The 13,617-nt window shown below is 75.7% G+C and carries 19 protein-coding genes; 13 read left to right on the forward strand and 6 right to left on the reverse strand.

Translation table 11 applies throughout. From position 1 onward, the window contains the following. Window positions 1-27: 27 nt before the first annotated feature. Complete coding sequence (locus tag Sya03_RS05225; protein ID WP_203936998.1) at window positions 28-882, forward strand: hypothetical protein; 855 nt, start codon at window positions 28-30, stop codon at window positions 880-882. 3 nt (window positions 883-885) lie between these two features. Here Sya03_RS05225 and Sya03_RS05230 read toward each other — a convergent pair whose 3' ends face one another. Then, window positions 886-1,380, reverse strand: a complete 495-nt coding sequence (locus Sya03_RS05230; RefSeq protein ID WP_203936999.1) for a MarR family winged helix-turn-helix transcriptional regulator — start codon at window positions 1,378-1,380, stop codon at window positions 886-888. A 104-nt stretch (window positions 1,381-1,484) separates the two neighbouring features. Here Sya03_RS05230 and wrbA point away from each other — a divergent pair, with 104 nt between their 5' ends. After that, the gene (gene wrbA, locus Sya03_RS05235) at window positions 1,485-2,084 is read left to right on the forward strand and encodes an NAD(P)H:quinone oxidoreductase (RefSeq protein ID WP_203937000.1); all 600 of its coding nucleotides are present in this window, start codon (window positions 1,485-1,487) and stop codon (window positions 2,082-2,084) included. A 10-nt stretch (window positions 2,085-2,094) separates the two neighbouring features. Here wrbA and Sya03_RS05240 read toward each other — a convergent pair whose 3' ends face one another. Both Sya03_RS05240 and msrB read right to left on the reverse strand, forming a co-directional pair. Beyond that, a complete protein-coding gene (locus tag Sya03_RS05240) occupies window positions 2,095-2,697 on the reverse strand; it encodes a DedA family protein (RefSeq protein WP_203937001.1) in 603 nt (200 codons plus the stop codon). A 53-nt stretch (window positions 2,698-2,750) separates the two neighbouring features. Continuing rightward, window positions 2,751-3,161 (reverse strand): peptide-methionine (R)-S-oxide reductase MsrB, encoded by a 411-nt coding sequence (gene msrB, locus Sya03_RS05245; protein ID WP_203937002.1) that lies wholly within the window; start codon window positions 3,159-3,161, stop codon window positions 2,751-2,753. Window positions 3,162-3,232: 71 nt separating this feature from the next. On the opposite strand from msrB, the gene Sya03_RS05250 reads away from it, so the two are divergent. From Sya03_RS05250 to ligD, 3 genes are all read left to right on the forward strand, one after another. Further along, window positions 3,233-3,721 carry a hypothetical protein gene (locus tag Sya03_RS05250; RefSeq protein ID WP_203937003.1) on the forward strand — a complete coding sequence of 163 codons (489 nt, stop codon included), beginning with the start codon at window positions 3,233-3,235 and terminating at the stop codon, window positions 3,719-3,721. Window positions 3,722-3,814: 93 nt separating this feature from the next. Continuing rightward, window positions 3,815-4,396 carry a hypothetical protein gene (locus Sya03_RS05255; RefSeq protein WP_203937004.1) on the forward strand — a complete coding sequence of 194 codons (582 nt, stop codon included), beginning with the start codon at window positions 3,815-3,817 and terminating at the stop codon, window positions 4,394-4,396. A gap of 62 nt (window positions 4,397-4,458) precedes the next feature. After that, a complete protein-coding gene (ligD, locus tag Sya03_RS05260; protein WP_203937005.1) occupies window positions 4,459-5,484 on the forward strand; it encodes a non-homologous end-joining DNA ligase in 1,026 nt (341 codons plus the stop codon). Between the two features lie 6 nt (window positions 5,485-5,490). On the opposite strand, the gene Sya03_RS05265 is transcribed toward ligD, so the two are convergent. Beyond that, window positions 5,491-5,673, reverse strand: coding sequence for a hypothetical protein (locus tag Sya03_RS05265; RefSeq protein WP_203937006.1), 183 nt, complete (start codon window positions 5,671-5,673; stop codon window positions 5,491-5,493). 116 nt (window positions 5,674-5,789) lie between these two features. Here Sya03_RS05265 and Sya03_RS05270 point away from each other — a divergent pair, with 116 nt between their 5' ends. Further along, window positions 5,790-6,383, forward strand: coding sequence for a CGNR zinc finger domain-containing protein (locus tag Sya03_RS05270; RefSeq protein WP_203937007.1), 594 nt, complete (start codon window positions 5,790-5,792; stop codon window positions 6,381-6,383). On the opposite strand, the gene Sya03_RS05275 is transcribed toward Sya03_RS05270, so the two are convergent. After that, complete coding sequence (locus Sya03_RS05275; RefSeq protein WP_203937008.1) at window positions 6,372-6,821, reverse strand: GNAT family N-acetyltransferase; 450 nt, start codon at window positions 6,819-6,821, stop codon at window positions 6,372-6,374. The genes Sya03_RS05270 and Sya03_RS05275 overlap by 12 nt on opposite strands. Before the next feature lie 66 nt (window positions 6,822-6,887). Here Sya03_RS05275 and Sya03_RS05280 point away from each other — a divergent pair, with 66 nt between their 5' ends. Beyond that, window positions 6,888-7,352 (forward strand): potassium channel family protein, encoded by a 465-nt coding sequence (locus Sya03_RS05280; RefSeq protein WP_239107119.1) that lies wholly within the window; start codon window positions 6,888-6,890, stop codon window positions 7,350-7,352. Here Sya03_RS05280 and Sya03_RS05285 read toward each other — a convergent pair. Beyond that, on the reverse strand, window positions 7,291-8,853 hold the full coding sequence (locus tag Sya03_RS05285; RefSeq protein WP_370872089.1) for an alpha/beta hydrolase: 1,563 nt from the start codon (window positions 8,851-8,853) through the stop codon (window positions 7,291-7,293). The genes Sya03_RS05280 and Sya03_RS05285 overlap by 62 nt on opposite strands. A gap of 47 nt (window positions 8,854-8,900) precedes the next feature. Here Sya03_RS05285 and Sya03_RS05290 point away from each other — a divergent pair, with 47 nt between their 5' ends. The 6 genes from Sya03_RS05290 to Sya03_RS05315 are packed head-to-tail and all read left to right on the forward strand — an operon-like array spanning window position 8,901 to window position 13,616. Beyond that, window positions 8,901-9,968, forward strand: a complete 1,068-nt coding sequence (locus tag Sya03_RS05290) for an ATP-dependent DNA ligase (RefSeq protein ID WP_203937061.1) — start codon at window positions 8,901-8,903, stop codon at window positions 9,966-9,968. A gap of 9 nt (window positions 9,969-9,977) precedes the next feature. Continuing rightward, on the forward strand, window positions 9,978-10,916 hold the full coding sequence (locus Sya03_RS05295; RefSeq protein WP_203937009.1) for an SDR family NAD(P)-dependent oxidoreductase: 939 nt from the start codon (window positions 9,978-9,980) through the stop codon (window positions 10,914-10,916). Between the two features lie 17 nt (window positions 10,917-10,933). Continuing rightward, window positions 10,934-11,767, forward strand: coding sequence for a MerR family transcriptional regulator (locus tag Sya03_RS05300; RefSeq protein WP_203937010.1), 834 nt, complete (start codon window positions 10,934-10,936; stop codon window positions 11,765-11,767). A gap of 36 nt (window positions 11,768-11,803) precedes the next feature. Further along, on the forward strand, window positions 11,804-12,142 hold the full coding sequence (locus Sya03_RS05305) for a PadR family transcriptional regulator (RefSeq protein WP_203937011.1): 339 nt from the start codon (window positions 11,804-11,806) through the stop codon (window positions 12,140-12,142). Then, window positions 12,139-12,933, forward strand: a complete 795-nt coding sequence (locus Sya03_RS05310) for an ATP-binding cassette domain-containing protein (protein WP_203937012.1) — start codon at window positions 12,139-12,141, stop codon at window positions 12,931-12,933. The genes Sya03_RS05305 and Sya03_RS05310 overlap by 4 nt, the downstream gene beginning before the upstream one ends. After that, window positions 12,930-13,616: a hypothetical protein gene (locus Sya03_RS05315; RefSeq protein WP_239107120.1), complete on the forward strand. Its 687-nt coding sequence runs from the start codon at window positions 12,930-12,932 to the stop codon at window positions 13,614-13,616. The genes Sya03_RS05310 and Sya03_RS05315 overlap by 4 nt, the downstream gene beginning before the upstream one ends. The last annotated feature ends 1 nt before the right edge of the window (window position 13,617 follow it).

Here is a 13,617-nt window from a genome sequence, read left to right on the forward strand (position 1 = left end):
GGGGCGCCCACTGCCGATCGGGCGGACATGCCGACCGACGCCGGGACCGTCCGGGTGCCCGCCGACCAGCCCGTCACCGACCAGAGCGCTCCCGAGCGGCCCCCGGGCGGCCCGGCCGCCGCGCCGGTGTCGCCGTCGGACCCGGTCGTCACCGAGCCGGAACCGCGGCACGACGCCCGGGACGCCGCCGCCCGCGCCGCCGCCCGGGACCTGGCCGCCCTGGACGCCGCGAACGCGGCCGTGCCCCGCGCCCAGCGGACCCGCCGCCCGCGCCCGGCCACGCCCGACGGCGACCCGGCGGGCGAGCGGCGCGCCGGCCACGGCGACGAACCCGCGGGCCGGGGCTTCCCGGTCGGCGGGCTCGGCTACGCGCTGGCGTGGGCCGCGGCCCTGGTGCTCGGCGGCGCGACGGCCGCGTTCCTCACCGGCACGCCCGACCAGGGCACCACCCTCAAGGCGGCCATGGGCGCCGCCGCCGTGCTCGCCGCGGCCGCCCTGCACCTGGCCGCCCTCGCCATCGGCCGGCGCCGCCAGCTCGGCCTGGCCGTCGTGACGATCGCCCTCGCGGCGGTGGTGGTGCCCGCCCTGGCCGTGGGCCTGCTGTCGGCGGCGACGGGCTGGGGCCCGGCCGGGTCCCTCGGCGGCCCCGGCGGCGCCACCGGCCCGGCGACCGGCGGGGTCCCGTTCACCGAGGTCCCCGGCGGCGAGCTGCCCGGCGGCGAGCTGCCCGGTGAGGTGCTGCCCGGCGGGGACGCCGGCGAGGTGCTGCCCGAGGTGGGCGACCCGGTGTGGTGCCAGGGCCCGGACGGCTCGATGGTCGAGGTGGACCCCGCGGCCTGCGCGGACGGCACGGTGCGCGCCACGCCGGGCGGCGCCGGCTGACCGTCAGGCCGCCGGCGGCACCGCCTGCGCGCCCTCGCCGGTGACGTCGAGGCCGTCGCGGATGCGCCCGAACAGCTCGCGGAGGCGGCCGACGTCGGCCGGGTCGAGGTGGTCGAACAGGTGGGCCCGCACCGAGGCCACGTGGCCCGGCGCCGCGGCGGCCAGCGCGGCCGCGCCCGCGTCGGTCAGCTCGGCGTGCATGCCGCGCCGGTCCTGCTCGCACTCGACGCGGCGCACCAGCCCGGCCCGCTCCAGCCGGGTGACCGTGCGGGTGACGCCGCTGCGGGTGGCCGCCGACGCCCCCGCCAGGTCGCGCATCCGCAGCCGGCGCCCGGGCGCCTCGGACAGCCGCACCAGCGTCTCGTACTCGGTGAAGGACAGCCCGGCGTCCGCCTCCAGCTGGCGGTCGAGGGCATGCACGAGCAGCCGGGTGCTGCCGAGGTAGGCGCGCCACGCGGCCTGCTCCTCGGGCGTCAACCAGCGCGTCGGCCCGGCCATGAGCGTCAGTCTCGCGCCGGGCGGTCCGGCTGGCAATGCGTTTGGGGCCCGGGCCCTGGGGAACCCGGATGCTTGACCGAGCAACGATCGAAGGGATCACCCACATGACCAAGCTCGCCGTCATCTACTACTCGTCCACCGGCACCGTGCACGCCATGGCGACGCGGCTCGCGGAGGCGGGCGAGAAGGCCGGCGCCGAGGTCCGCCTGCGCCAGGTCGCCGAGCTGGCCCCGCCGGAGGCCATCGCGTCCAACGCGGCGTGGAGCCAGCACTTCGACGAGACCAAGAACGAGCCCAAGGCCGCCGCGGACGACGTGGTGTGGGCCGACGCGGTGCTGTTCGGCACGCCGACCCGCTACGGCAACGTGGCCAGCCAGCTCAAGCAGTTCCTGGACACCCTCGGCCCGCAGTGGTCGCAGGGCCAGCTCGCCGACAAGGTGTACGCGGGCTTCACGTCCACGATGACCGCCCACGGCGGCCAGGAGTCGACGCTGCTGGCGCTGTACAACACGATCCACCACTTCGGCGGTCTCGTGGCGGCCCCCGGCTACACCGACCCGCTGAAGTTCGCCGACGGCAACCCGTACGGCGTCTCGCACGTCACCGGCGGCTCGAACGACGCCCCGCTGACCGACGTCCAGCTCAACGCCCTGGACCACATGGCCCAGCGCGTGGTGCGGCTGGCGGGCAAGCTGAGCGCCTGACCGCGCCCCGTCAGGCGACGGGCAGCGCCACGGCCGGTCGGCGGCGCAGCAGCCGGCCGGCCATCGGCAGCACCCCGAGCAGGCTCACGCCGACGGCGACGAGCAGCAGCCCGGAGCCGCCGACGGCGCCCGCGCCGATCGCCCCGAGCGTGGCGAACAGCGTCACCCAGATCGTGGTGCCGAGGGCGGACCACCCCAGGAACCGGCGCAGCGGCATGCCGGCGACCCCGGCCATGATCGGCACCACGGCGTGCACGACCGCGAGGAACCGCGCCGCCACGAGTGCGGTCGCGCCGTGGTCGCGCAGGTAGGACTCGGCGGTGAGCCAGCGCTGCTCACCGATGCGGCGCCCGAGCCGGGTGCCGCGCAGCCGCTGGCCGAGGACGCGCCCGGCGGCGTACCCGAGCAGTTGCCCGCCGAGGGCGCCGGTCGTGCCGGCGGCCAGCGCCAGGGCGAAACCGCCCTCGAGGCCGGCGGCCAGGGTGACCACCGACTCGCCCGGCACGAACAGGCCGAGCAGGAACGTGGTCTCGACCGCCGCCGTCAGCACGGTCATGGCGACGACGACCCAGGTGTCGAGGGTGCCGAGCCAGTCGACGAAGGCGGTGAGCATGCCGTCGAGCCTGGTCGACCGGCGGCTTTGCCGCTATCGGGTTTCCCCCTGGCTCAACCCTGAGCCGCCGGGTCGAGCCGGATGGACAGGCTGTTCACGCAGTGCCGGGTGTTCTTGGCCGTGAAGCCCTCGCCGCGGAACACGTGGCCGAGGTGCGAGTCGCACCGGGCGCAGCGGATCTCGACCCGGCGCATGCCCAGCGTGCTGTCCTCGATCTCGCGGACCGCCCCGGGCTTGGCGTCGTCGAACGACGGCCAGCCGCAGTGGCTGTCGAACTTCGTGCCGGACTCGTACAGCTCGGCACCGCACCCGCGGCACCGGTAGGTGCCCGGGGTCTTCGTGTCGACGTACTCGCCGGTCCACGGGGCCTCGGTGCCGGCCTGCCGCAGCACCCGGAACTCCGCCGGGGTGAGCCGGACCTTCCACTCGTCTTCGGTCGCCGGGAGTGTCTCGTCCATCGCCATGTCTCCCACGGTACGTCGCGGGACGGACCGCCGGTGCGGTGCCGATCGGCGGGCGTCGTCGTTGACCGGTCATGGGAGATGAGCCCACCCGGTTCCGCCCCACCTGGCCGCAGGCGGCCGCCCGGGGCCTGGTGCTCGGCGTGCTGGCCGGCGCCGTCCTGTTGCTGGTCACCGGCGCGGTGGCCGTCCTGGGGGCGGCCCTGCACCGGCCGGGCGCGCCGTCGCCGGACGCGTGGGCGGCGCTCGTGGCGGTGCCGCCGCTGCTGGGCACGGCGCTCGGGGCGGCGCTGGGCCGCTGGCACGCCGTCGAGGTGGACGCGTACGGCATCCGGGTGGGGCCGTTCGCGACGCGTGAGCCGTGGGCGCGGGTGGTGGACCTGCGGGCGGAGCGGCGGCACAGCCGCACCGTGGTGGCGGTGTACCTGGACGGCGGCACGACCGTGCAGCTGGGCGCCCCGTACGACGGCGGTCTGCTGGAGGCCGACCCGGAGTTCGAGCGGAAGCTGTTCGCGCTGTCGACCGCGTGGCGCAGTCACCGGATCGGGCGAACGATCCGCTGAGACCCGCCGGGCCCCACGGCGTCGTGCGTGCGTCTCGATCGTTAGACTCTCGCAGGACAAAACGGGCTTCTAGGTACAGATCGGAACTCCAGCATGAGCCTCAAGCGTAAGCTGATCGCGGCGGGTCTGCCCGCGGCGGGCGCCACCGTCTTCGCCCTCGCCCTCGCGGCCCCCGCGAGCGCGGCCCCCGCCGAGCTGCTCGCCCGCCCGGTCGCGCTGCCGGCCATGGTGGACTGCGAGAACGCCGTCGCGAAGCTGACCGCCGCCTGCGCGGGCGCGGACGACGACGGCATGCCGACGCGCGGCAACGCGGGCTACGGCTACGGCGACGACGACACCCCGGGCGACTCGGGTGGCGACACCGGCGGCGGCGCCGGCGACGACGAGGGCCCGACCCGCGGCAACGACGGCTACGGCGGCGTGGACGAGGCGCCGTCCCCGACCCCGACGGGGCCGAACGGCGGCGGCCCCGTCCCGTCGCCGTCGCTGACCACCGACACGCCGGGCGGCGTCAGCCCGGGCGAGCTGCCGATCCCCGGCAACGGCGGCGGCGACGCCGGCCCGGACGAGCTGCCGGTGACCGGCGCCCCGCTCGGCCTGCTCGCCGCGCTCGGCGGCGGCCTGGTGGCCGCCGGCGCCGCGGCCCGCTTCGCGGTGCGCCGCCGCAAGGCCTGACGACCTCCCATCCGTGATCACGGGCGGGCCCATCGGGCCCGCCCGTGGCATAGGGTCACGGCATGGCAGCGAGCGCGGCGGCCGACGAGGTCGAGGTCGACGGCCGGACGGTCCGTCTGAGCAGCCCCGACCGGGTGATCTTCCCCCGGCCGGGCTACACCAAGCGGGACGTCTTCGAGTACTACCTCGCGGTCGGCGACGGCATCATGCGCGCGCTGCGCCGCCGCCCGACCACCCTGCAGCGGTTCCCGCAGGGCATCGAGGGCGAGATGTTCTTCCAGAAGCGCATCGCCACCCGCGGCGTGCCGCCCTGGGTCGAGACCGCCACGATCCGCTTCCCGAGCGGCCGCAGCGCCGACGAGCTGTGCCCCGCCGACCTCGCCCACGTGGCGTGGGCCGCGCAGATGGGCACCGTCGTGTTCCACCCGTGGCCGGTCCGCAGCGCCGACACCGACGCCCCGGACGAGCTGCGCATCGACCTCGACCCGCAGCCGGGCCTCGACTTCGGCGACGTCGTGCAGGTGGCGGGCCTGGTCCGGGAGGTCGCGGACGAGATCGGCGCCACCGCCTGGCCGAAGACGTCCGGCGGCCGCGGCATCCACGTCTACCTGCGCATCGAGCCGCGGTGGTCGTTCGTGGAGGTGCGCCGGGCGGCGATCGCGTTCGCCCGCGAGGTGGAGCGCCGCCGCCCCGAGCTGGTCACCACCGCGTGGTGGAAGGAGCAGCGCGGCGACCGGGTCTTCATCGATTACAACCAGATGGCCCGCGACCGCACCATCGCCTGCGCGTACTCGCTGCGGGCCAACGCCCGCGCCACCGTGTCCGCCCCGGTCGCGTGGGACGAGCTGCCCGACGTCGAGCCGGACGACTTCGACCTGCGCACGGTCCCGGCCCGGTTCGCGAAGATCGGCGACCCGCACGCCGGCATCGACGACACCCCGTTCGACATCACGCCGCTGCTGGAGTGGTCCGAGCGCGACGAGCGCAACGGCGAGGGCGACATGCCGTACCCGCCGGACCATCCGAAGATGGCGGGCGAGCCGAAGCGGGTGCAGCCGTCGCGCGACCGCGACCGCAAGAAGGACTGACGCCGCTCAGGCGACCCGGGCGCGCGGGCGCGGCTCGCGCTGCAGCAGCGTGCCCAGCCGGATGAGGGTGGCGCCGGCGCGCGAGCGCCAGGACGGGGCGAGGGCGGCGGCGAGCCGGTCGCGGGCGGCCTCGTCGCGGAGCTGCCGCTGGTGCTCGGCCACCAGGGCCTCGGTGATGTACGGGTGCATGACACGCCTCCCATGCCGACACTGGCTAAAGCTGTTTGATGGTGTCCTGCCCACCGTAGTACGCTGACAAACACCGGTCAAAGTATTTAGCCGGTGTCAGCAGATGGCGAGGAGCGATGGCCGACGAACCCGAGGTCCCCGAGGACCTGCACCTGGTCGAGTCGTTCACCAACTCGGTCGACGTCGACAGCGCGCAGGACGACCTCGACTCGCCCGCCCGCTTCGGCCGCTGGCTGACCGCCCACGGCTTCCCCGGCGCGCCCCCCGGCCCGGCCGAGCTCGACCTGGCCCGCGCGGTGCGCGCCGCCCTGCGCGACGACCTGGCCGGCCACGACCGGCACGCCGGCGCCCACGACCCGGGCGACGCCCGGGCCCGGCTCGACGAGCTGGCCGGGCAGCTGCCGCTGCGGGTCACGTTCGGGCCCGCGGCCGGGCCCGCGGCCGGGTCCGCCGCCGGATCCGCCGCCGGGTTCGCGCCGGCACCCGGGCTGCGCGGCGCCCACGCCATGCTCGCCCAGGTGCTCGCCGCCGTCGTGCTGGCCGAGCGCGCGGGCACCTGGCACCGCCTCAAGCTGTGCCGGGCCGACGACTGCCAGGTCGTCTACTTCGACCGCTCGAAGAACACGTCGAAGGCGTGGTGCTCGATGGAGGGGTGCGGCAACCGGGCCAAGACGCGGGCGTACCGGGGCCGGCGGTCGTCACAGGGTTAGCTTCATGCCCTCGTGGGTCGCCGCGAAGCCGAGGCCGGCGTAGAAGCGGTGGGCGTCCGCCCGGCGCTTGTCGGTGGTCAGCTGGGCCAGCGAGCAGCCGCGCGAGCGCGCCCGGTCCAGCGCCCAGCGCATCATCGCCGCGCCGGTGCCCCGGCCGCGCTGGTCGGAGCGCACCCGCACCGCCTCGACGGTCACCCGCAGGGCGCCCTGCCGGCTCAGCGACGGCGTGTACGTGAGCTGGCAGGTGCCCACCACGACGCCGTCGCGCACGACGACCACCAGCTCGTTGCCCGGGTCGGCGTCGATGGCGTCGAACGCGCGCCAGTACGCCGGGCCGACGGCCGCCTCGCGGGCCGCGCCGAGGTCGTCGTCGCCGAGCAGGGCCACGACCGCCGGCACGTCGGCGCGGACGGCGAGGCGGAACTCGGGCTCAGCCACCCGGCCATCCTGACACGTCCGGCCAACGGAGCTCACGGCGTGCCCCGGCGCGGCACGATGGCGGGCATGACCATCACGCGACCGTTCCGCGCGGTCTACCGGGGGCTGGTGTACCTGGCGAACTCCCCGCGGACGCTGATCTTCTCGTACCTCGGCATGATCCTGATCTCGGGCGTGCTCTACAGCTACTTCGAGGACGCCGAGCTGGGCGACGCGCTGTGGTGGTCCGTGGTGACCGCCTCGACGGTCGGCTACGGCGACATCTCGCCGGAGAGCCTGCCCGCCCGGCTGCTGGCCGCCCTCATGATCTCGGTCATGGTCCTGCTGGTGGTGCCGCTGATCACGGCCCACTTCGCCAGCAAGCTGATCGTGGACAGCGACGCGTTCCACCACGAGGAGCAGGAGGAGCTGAAGGAGAACCTGCGCCGGGTGCGCGAGCTGACCGAGCTGCTCGCCGAGCGCGCCGGCGTCACCGTGCCGGACAGCGCAGACCGGGCCGCGGCACCACCAGATCGATCAGGTACGCGTTGACGGCGGCGGTGATGCACGGGGTGTCGGCGTAGGCGGTGTGCCCCTCGCCCTCCCACGTCAGCACCTGCCCGGTGCCGAGCATGTCGGCCAGCTTCTGGGTGTTCTCGTACGGCGTGGCCGGGTCGCCGGTGGTGCCGACGACGAGGATGGGCGGGGCCCCCTCCGCGGCGCCGGTCGGGTACGGGTCGCGCTCGCCCGGCCAGAACACGCACGGCAGCATGCCGACCGCCAGCGGCGCCCCGAACAGCGGGTACGTCGCCCGCCACTCGGCCTGCAGCCGCCGCACCTCGGCCGCGGTCACGCCGGCGGGGGCGTCGGCGCAGTTCACGACGAGGTTGGCGTCGAACATGTTCGTGTACTGCCCCTTCTCGTCGCGGTCGGCGTAGGCGTCGGCGAGGGCCAGGATGCCGTCGCCGTCGCCGCGGGCCAGGTCGGCCAGCGCCACGGCGAGCGGGCGCCAGCTGTCCTGCACGTACAGCGACGCCACCACCCCGTAGAACACCCAGCCGGAGGTGACGAGCCGGCCGTCGGACGCGCGCACCGGCGCCCGTTCGGCGGCGGCCAGCGCGGCGGTGAGCGCGGCGCGGGCGTCGGGGGCGACCGGGCAGCGGCCCGGCGTCGAGGCGCACCACGCGGCGAAGTTGGTGAAGGCGCGCTCGAAGCCCTGCGCCTGCCGCTCGGCACCCGCCACCGGGCCCTGGGCCGGGTCGATGGCGCCGTCGAGCACGAGCGCGCGGATGTTGCGCGGGTAGAGCTGGGCGTACGTGGCGCCGAGCAGGGTGCCGTAGGAGTAGCCGAGGTAGGTCAGCTTCTCGTCGCCGACGGCGGTGCGGATGGCCTCCATGTCGTGCGCGGCCTGCTCGGTCGAGTAGGTCTGCAGGCGGCCGGCGTACGCGGTGCCGCACCGCGCGGCGATGCGTTCCTGCAGGTCGGCGACCCGGTCGAACTCGGCCTGGCTGACCGGGTCGGGGTCGGCGGCGAAGGAGGCGTCCTGGTCGGCGTCGCTGATGCACTCGACCGGGCTGGACCGCCCGACGCCGCGCGGGTCGAAGCCGACGATGTCGAAGCGCCGGGTCACGTCGGCGGGCAGGCCGCCGAGGGCGGCGCCGAACGACAGGTAGACGGCCGTGTCCACGCCGGACGCGCCGGGACCGCCCGGGTTGACCAGCAGCGAGCCGATCCGGTCGCGCTGGTCGCGCGCGCGGGCCCGCAGCAGCGCGATCTCGTACGTGGCGCCGCCCGGGGGCGCCGACCAGTCCTGCGGGACGGTGACGGTGGCGCACTCGTACGTCATGCCGCTCGCGCCCCGGCCGATCACCTCCTCGGGCACCTCGGGGCACGGCCGCCAGGCGGCGGTGCCCGGCGCCGCCGCGGGCGGGGGCACCCGCACGCCGTCGCCGCCCGGCTCCTCGGCCGGGGCGACCACCGGCACGACGCAGCCGCCGGCGAGCAGCGCGGCGGTCAGCGGGACGGCGAGCAGGAGTCGGCGCAGGCGGGACACGGTCGGAAGGGTACCGACCGTTCCTGGAAATCATGGACACTGTGCCGATGGAGCTGCCCGTCAACCCGCCCGTCAAGCCGATGCTGGCCAAGGCGGTCGCCGACATCCCGCCCGGCCAGGTGTACGAGCCGAAGTGGGACGGTTTCCGCTCGATCGTCTTCCGCGACGGCGCCGAGGTCGAGATCGGCAGCCGCAACGAGAAGCCGATGACCCGGTACTTCCCCGAGGTGGTCGAGGCGGTGCTGGCTAACTTCCCGCAGCGCGCCGTCGTCGACGGCGAGGTGATCGTCGCCGACACGGCCCGCAACACCCTCGACTTCGAGGCGCTGCAGCAGCGCATCCACCCCGCGGCGAGCCGGATCAAGCTGCTGAGCGAGACCACCCCGGCCAGCTTCGTCGCGTTCGACCTGCTGGCGCTGGGCGACGAGGACCTGACCGAGCGGCCGTTCGCCGAGCGCCGGGCGATGCTGGAGCGGTGCCTGGCGGACGCGAGCCCGCCCGTGCACGTCACCCCGGCGACCGACAACCTGGACACCGCCCGCCGGTGGTTCGCCGAGTTCGAGGGCGCCGGACTGGACGGGCTCATCGCCAAGGCCGCCGACCTGACGTACCAGCCGGACAAGCGGGTCATGACCAAGATCAAGCACAAGCGGACGGCGGACTGCGTGGTCGCCGGCTACCGGGTGCACAAGTCGGCCGACAACCGGATCGGCTCGCTGCTGCTCGGCCTCTACAACGACGAGGGCGTGCTGGCCAGCGTCGGGGTGATCGGGGCGTTCCCGGTGGCCGTGCGCGAGGAGCTGTTCGAGCGCATGCAGGGCTACGTGACGACGTTCGACGCCCACCCGTGGAACTGGGCGGCCCACGAGCAGGGCGAACGCACCCCGCGGCGCAACGAGCAGAGCCGCTGGAACGCCGGCAAGGACCTGTCGTTCACGCCGCTGCGTCCGGAGCTGGTGGTCGAGGTCCGCTACGACTACATGGAGGGCGAGCGGTTCCGGCACACCGCCCAGTTCGAGCGCTGGCGGCCCGACCGCGAGCCCCGCTCCTGCACCTACGACCAGCTCGAGCGACCCGTTCGCTTCAACCTGGCTGACGTGCTCTCCGGTGGGTAAGAGCCACGCATGACAGTGGTGGTCCTGACCGGGGCGTCCAGCGGCATCGGCCGGGCCGCCGCGAAGCTCTGCGCCGCGCGCGGCGACCGGCTCGTGCTCGCCGCCCGCAGCCGGGCCGGGCTGGAGGCGCTGGCCGAGGCGCACGCGCCCGGCGCGCTCGTGCACACCGTCGACGTCGCCGACCGGGTCTCCGTCGAGGCGCTCGCCGACGCGGCGGTCGCCCGGTACGGCCGCATCGACGTGTGGGTCGACACCGCGGCGGTGATGGCGTACGGGCGCTTCGAGGACGTCCCGGCGGAGGTGTTCGACCAGGTCATCGCCACCGACCTGATCGGCAGCGCGAACGTGGCCCGCGCGGCGCTGCGGGTGTTCCGGTCCCAGGGGGCCGGCACGCTGGTGCTGACCGGCTCGCTGGTCGGGCACGTCACCGCGCCGTACATGTCGGCGTACGCGACCGCCAAGTGGGGCCAGCGCGCCCTGGCCCGCACGCTGCGCCAGGAGACCCGCGACGCCAAGCACATCCACGTCTGCCAGGTGGTGCCCGGCGGCGTCGACACCCCGATCTATACCAGCGCCGCCAACTACGCGGGGCGGATCGGCCGCCCGCCGCCCCCGGTCGACACCGCGGAGCGGGTGGCCCGGGTCGCGCTGAAGCTCGCCGACCGGCCGCGCGCGGAGGCGTCGGTGGGGCTGACCAACCGGGTCGTCGAGTTCGGCTTCGCCGCGCTGCCGCGCGTCTACGACGCCCTGGTCGGGCCGATGATGCGCGCCGTCGCGCTGTCGGGGCGGCCGGTGGACCCGCACGAGGGCAACGTCTTCGCCTCGCGGACCCGCGACGACGGCGGGCCCGCCCGCTGGGGCCGCGGCGCCGCGGCCGCGGGGGCGGCGGCCGCGGCGGCGCTCTCCCTGGCCGGCGCGGTGGCCTTGCGTGCCCGGCGCGGCCGCTAGGGTCCAGACTGGTCGCCATGGAGGCACCCGACACCCGTCCGCTGACGATCGGCGAGTTCGGCCGCCGGTCCGGCCTGTCGGTCAAGGCCCTGCGCCTGTACGACCTGTCGGGCCTGCTGCCGCCCGACCACGTCGACCCGGCCAGCGGCTACCGCCGGTACGCCCCGGAGCAGCTCGACCGGGCCCGCCTGATCAGCCTGCTGCGCCGCCTCGACATGCCGCTGGCGGTCGTCGCCGAGGTGCTGGCGGCCGGCGAGGACGAGGCGCTGGTGCGGCTCGACCGCTGGTGGGCCGCGCAGGAGGAGTCGATGCAGGCCCGGCGCGGCACCCTGGAGTGGCTGCGCGGCCGGCTCGCCCGGGCCGACGAGCCGCGGCACTCGCACCCGGTGCTGCGCCGCGCGGTGCCCGACACGAAGGTGGCGGCGCTGCGCCGGGAGACGGACCAGCAGGGCCTGGTGGAGGCGATCCGGGCGGGGGAGTGGGAGCTGCGCGAGCACCTGGCCCCGGCCGGGGCGCGGACCACCGCCGAGCACTGGGTGATCTTCCAGAGCTTCGTGACGCCGGACAGCGAGGCGGAGGTCGAGGTGTGCGTGCCGTTCACCGGGCCGGTCGAGCCGGCCGGGCGGATCGCGATCCGGGTGGAGGCGGCGCACGAGGAGGCGTACACGGTCGTGACCCGCGACGACTGCTGGTATCCGCGGATCATGCACGCCTACGACGCCGTCGAGGAGCACATCGCCGCCACGGGCGTCCCGGCCGGGCCCGCCCGGGAGGTCTACATCGCCTGCTGGGGCGACATTCAGGGCACCGACCCGTTCGTGTACGTGGCGCAGCCCGTCGCCAATGGGTAGGGCCGCAACCTAGATAGCCGTGCTACCTTCTCGGCCGTGGACACGGACCGGCGGGCGCAGTGGCTGCGCGGGGTGATCGACCTCTGCGTGCTCGGCGCCCTGCGCGACGGCGAGTCCTACGGCTACGAGATCGCCCGGCGGCTCGAGGCGGCCGGGCTCGGCCCCGTCCCCGGCGGCACCCTCTACCCCGTGCTGCTGCGGCTGGAGAAGACCGGCCACGTCACCGCCGACTGGCGGGCCGGCGCGGGCGGCCCCGCACGCAAGTACTACCGGATCAGCCCGCAGGGCCGGCAGACCCTCGCGGACGCCGGCGCCGACTGGCGGCGGTTCACCGCCGGCGCGGGCGCCCTGATGACGGGGGTGGCCACACCGTGAGCACCGACGAATGGCTGCACGCGCTGGCGGCCGAACTGCGCCGGCGCGGCGTCGAGGCGGGCGCCGTCGTCGCCGAGGCGGCCAGCCACCTGCGCGAGAGCGGCGAGCCGCCGCTGACCGTGTTCGGCGCGCCCGCCGCGTACGCGGACGCGCTGGTCGACTCGCTGCGCACCCCGCGGCCGCGCAGCCACGGGCCCGTCCGGCTGGACGTGCGCGGCGTGACCAAGTCGTACGGCCGCCGCCGCGTCCTGACCGGGGTCGACCTCACCGTGCGCGCGGGCGAGGTGGCCGCGATCGTCGGCGCCAACGGCTGCGGCAAGAGCACGCTGCTGCGCATCTGCGCCGGGCTGGAGGCGCCCGACGCGGGCACCGTGCACCGCTCGGGCGCGCTCGGCTGGTGCCCGCAGGCCGGCGGCACCGCCGAGTTCCTCACCCCCGACGAGCACTTCACGCTGGTCGGCGCCGGGCGCGGCCTCGCGCGCCCCGCCGCCCGCGACGCCGGCCGCCGCGCCGCCGCCGGCGTCGACTGGGACCCGGCCGGGGCGCCGCAGGGCCGGCACCTGTCCGGCGGCACCCGGCAGAAGCTCAACCTCGTGCTGGCCGGGCTCGGCGAGCCGGACCTGATGCTGCTGGACGAGCCGTACCAGGGCTTCGACCACGGCAGCTACCTCGACTTCTGGGCGCAGGTGTGGGACTGGCGCGACGCCGGCCGCGCCGTGGTCGTGGTCACCCACCTGCTCGCCGCCGCCGACCGCGTCGACACCGTCCTCGACCTGGGAGGCCGCGCGTGAAGGTCCTGACCGTCGCCGAGATGGCGCTGCGCGAGATCGTCCGCCGCCGCTCGGTGCTGCTGATCCTCGCCCTGCTGCCGCTCGCCTTCTACCTGAGCCGCCGCGACGGCCACCTCGGCCAGTCGATCCGCTTCGTCTGCCTCGGCATCGGCTGGGCGGTGTCCACGGCCGCCCTGTTCGCCGGCAACGCGGCCCGCGGCCTCGAACCGCGCCTGCGCCTGTCGGGCTACCGGGGGCGGGACCTGCACGGCGGGCGGCTGCTGGCCCTGTGGGTGCTCGGCGCCGCCCTGGCCGTCCCGTACTTCCTGCTGATCCTGCTCGACGACCAGCACCCCGGCATCCGGTACGCCTCCGTCGCGCTCATCCTGGCCGGGGTCGTCGCCGTCGCGCCGCCGTTCGGGCTGCTGCTGTCCGCCGTGCTGCCCCGCGAGCTGGAGGGCACCCTCGTGCTGCTCACCGTCGTCGGCCTGCAGATGCTCGTCGAGCCGGAGAGCCTGACCGCCAAGCTGCTGCCGTTCTGGTTCGTCCGCGAGATCGGCACGTACGCCGTCGACCTGACCGACGACGGCTACCTGCGGCGCGGCCTGCTGCACGCCGCCCTCACCCTGGCGGTGGTGCTGGTGGCGGGCACGGCGGCCGCGCTGACCCGGCTGCGGATCCGCCCGCCGGCCCGCCTGGCCTGAG

The sequence above is a fragment of the Spirilliplanes yamanashiensis genome (genome assembly GCF_016863475.1).
Lineage (GTDB): Bacteria > Actinomycetota > Actinomycetes > Mycobacteriales > Micromonosporaceae > Spirilliplanes > Spirilliplanes yamanashiensis.

Excerpts from the sequence above, each read along its gene's own strand:
- ligD (WP_203937005.1), top strand. The coding sequence starts at position 4,459 with ATGGCAGCGAGCGCGGCGGCCGACGAGGTCGAGGTCGACGGCCGGACG.
- Sya03_RS05240 (WP_203937001.1), bottom strand. The coding sequence starts at position 2,697 with ATGCTCACCGCCTTCGTCGACTGGCTCGGCACCCTCGACACCTGGGTC.
- Sya03_RS05250 (WP_203937003.1), top strand. The coding sequence starts at position 3,233 with ATGGGAGATGAGCCCACCCGGTTCCGCCCCACCTGGCCGCAGGCGGCC.
- msrB (WP_203937002.1), bottom strand. The coding sequence starts at position 3,161 with ATGGCGATGGACGAGACACTCCCGGCGACCGAAGACGAGTGGAAGGTC.
- Sya03_RS05265 (WP_203937006.1), bottom strand. The coding sequence starts at position 5,673 with ATGCACCCGTACATCACCGAGGCCCTGGTGGCCGAGCACCAGCGGCAG.
- Sya03_RS05255 (WP_203937004.1), top strand. The coding sequence starts at position 3,815 with ATGAGCCTCAAGCGTAAGCTGATCGCGGCGGGTCTGCCCGCGGCGGGC.
- Sya03_RS05230 (WP_203936999.1), bottom strand. The coding sequence starts at position 1,380 with ATGGCCGGGCCGACGCGCTGGTTGACGCCCGAGGAGCAGGCCGCGTGG.
- Sya03_RS05270 (WP_203937007.1), top strand. The coding sequence starts at position 5,790 with ATGGCCGACGAACCCGAGGTCCCCGAGGACCTGCACCTGGTCGAGTCG.
- Sya03_RS05280 (WP_239107119.1), top strand. The coding sequence starts at position 6,888 with ATGACCATCACGCGACCGTTCCGCGCGGTCTACCGGGGGCTGGTGTAC.
- Sya03_RS05295 (WP_203937009.1), top strand. The coding sequence starts at position 9,978 with ATGACAGTGGTGGTCCTGACCGGGGCGTCCAGCGGCATCGGCCGGGCC.
- wrbA (WP_203937000.1), top strand. The coding sequence starts at position 1,485 with ATGACCAAGCTCGCCGTCATCTACTACTCGTCCACCGGCACCGTGCAC.
- Sya03_RS05225 (WP_203936998.1), top strand. The coding sequence starts at position 28 with ATGCCGACCGACGCCGGGACCGTCCGGGTGCCCGCCGACCAGCCCGTC.
- Sya03_RS05290 (WP_203937061.1), top strand. The coding sequence starts at position 8,901 with ATGGAGCTGCCCGTCAACCCGCCCGTCAAGCCGATGCTGGCCAAGGCG.
- Sya03_RS05300 (WP_203937010.1), top strand. The coding sequence starts at position 10,934 with ATGGAGGCACCCGACACCCGTCCGCTGACGATCGGCGAGTTCGGCCGC.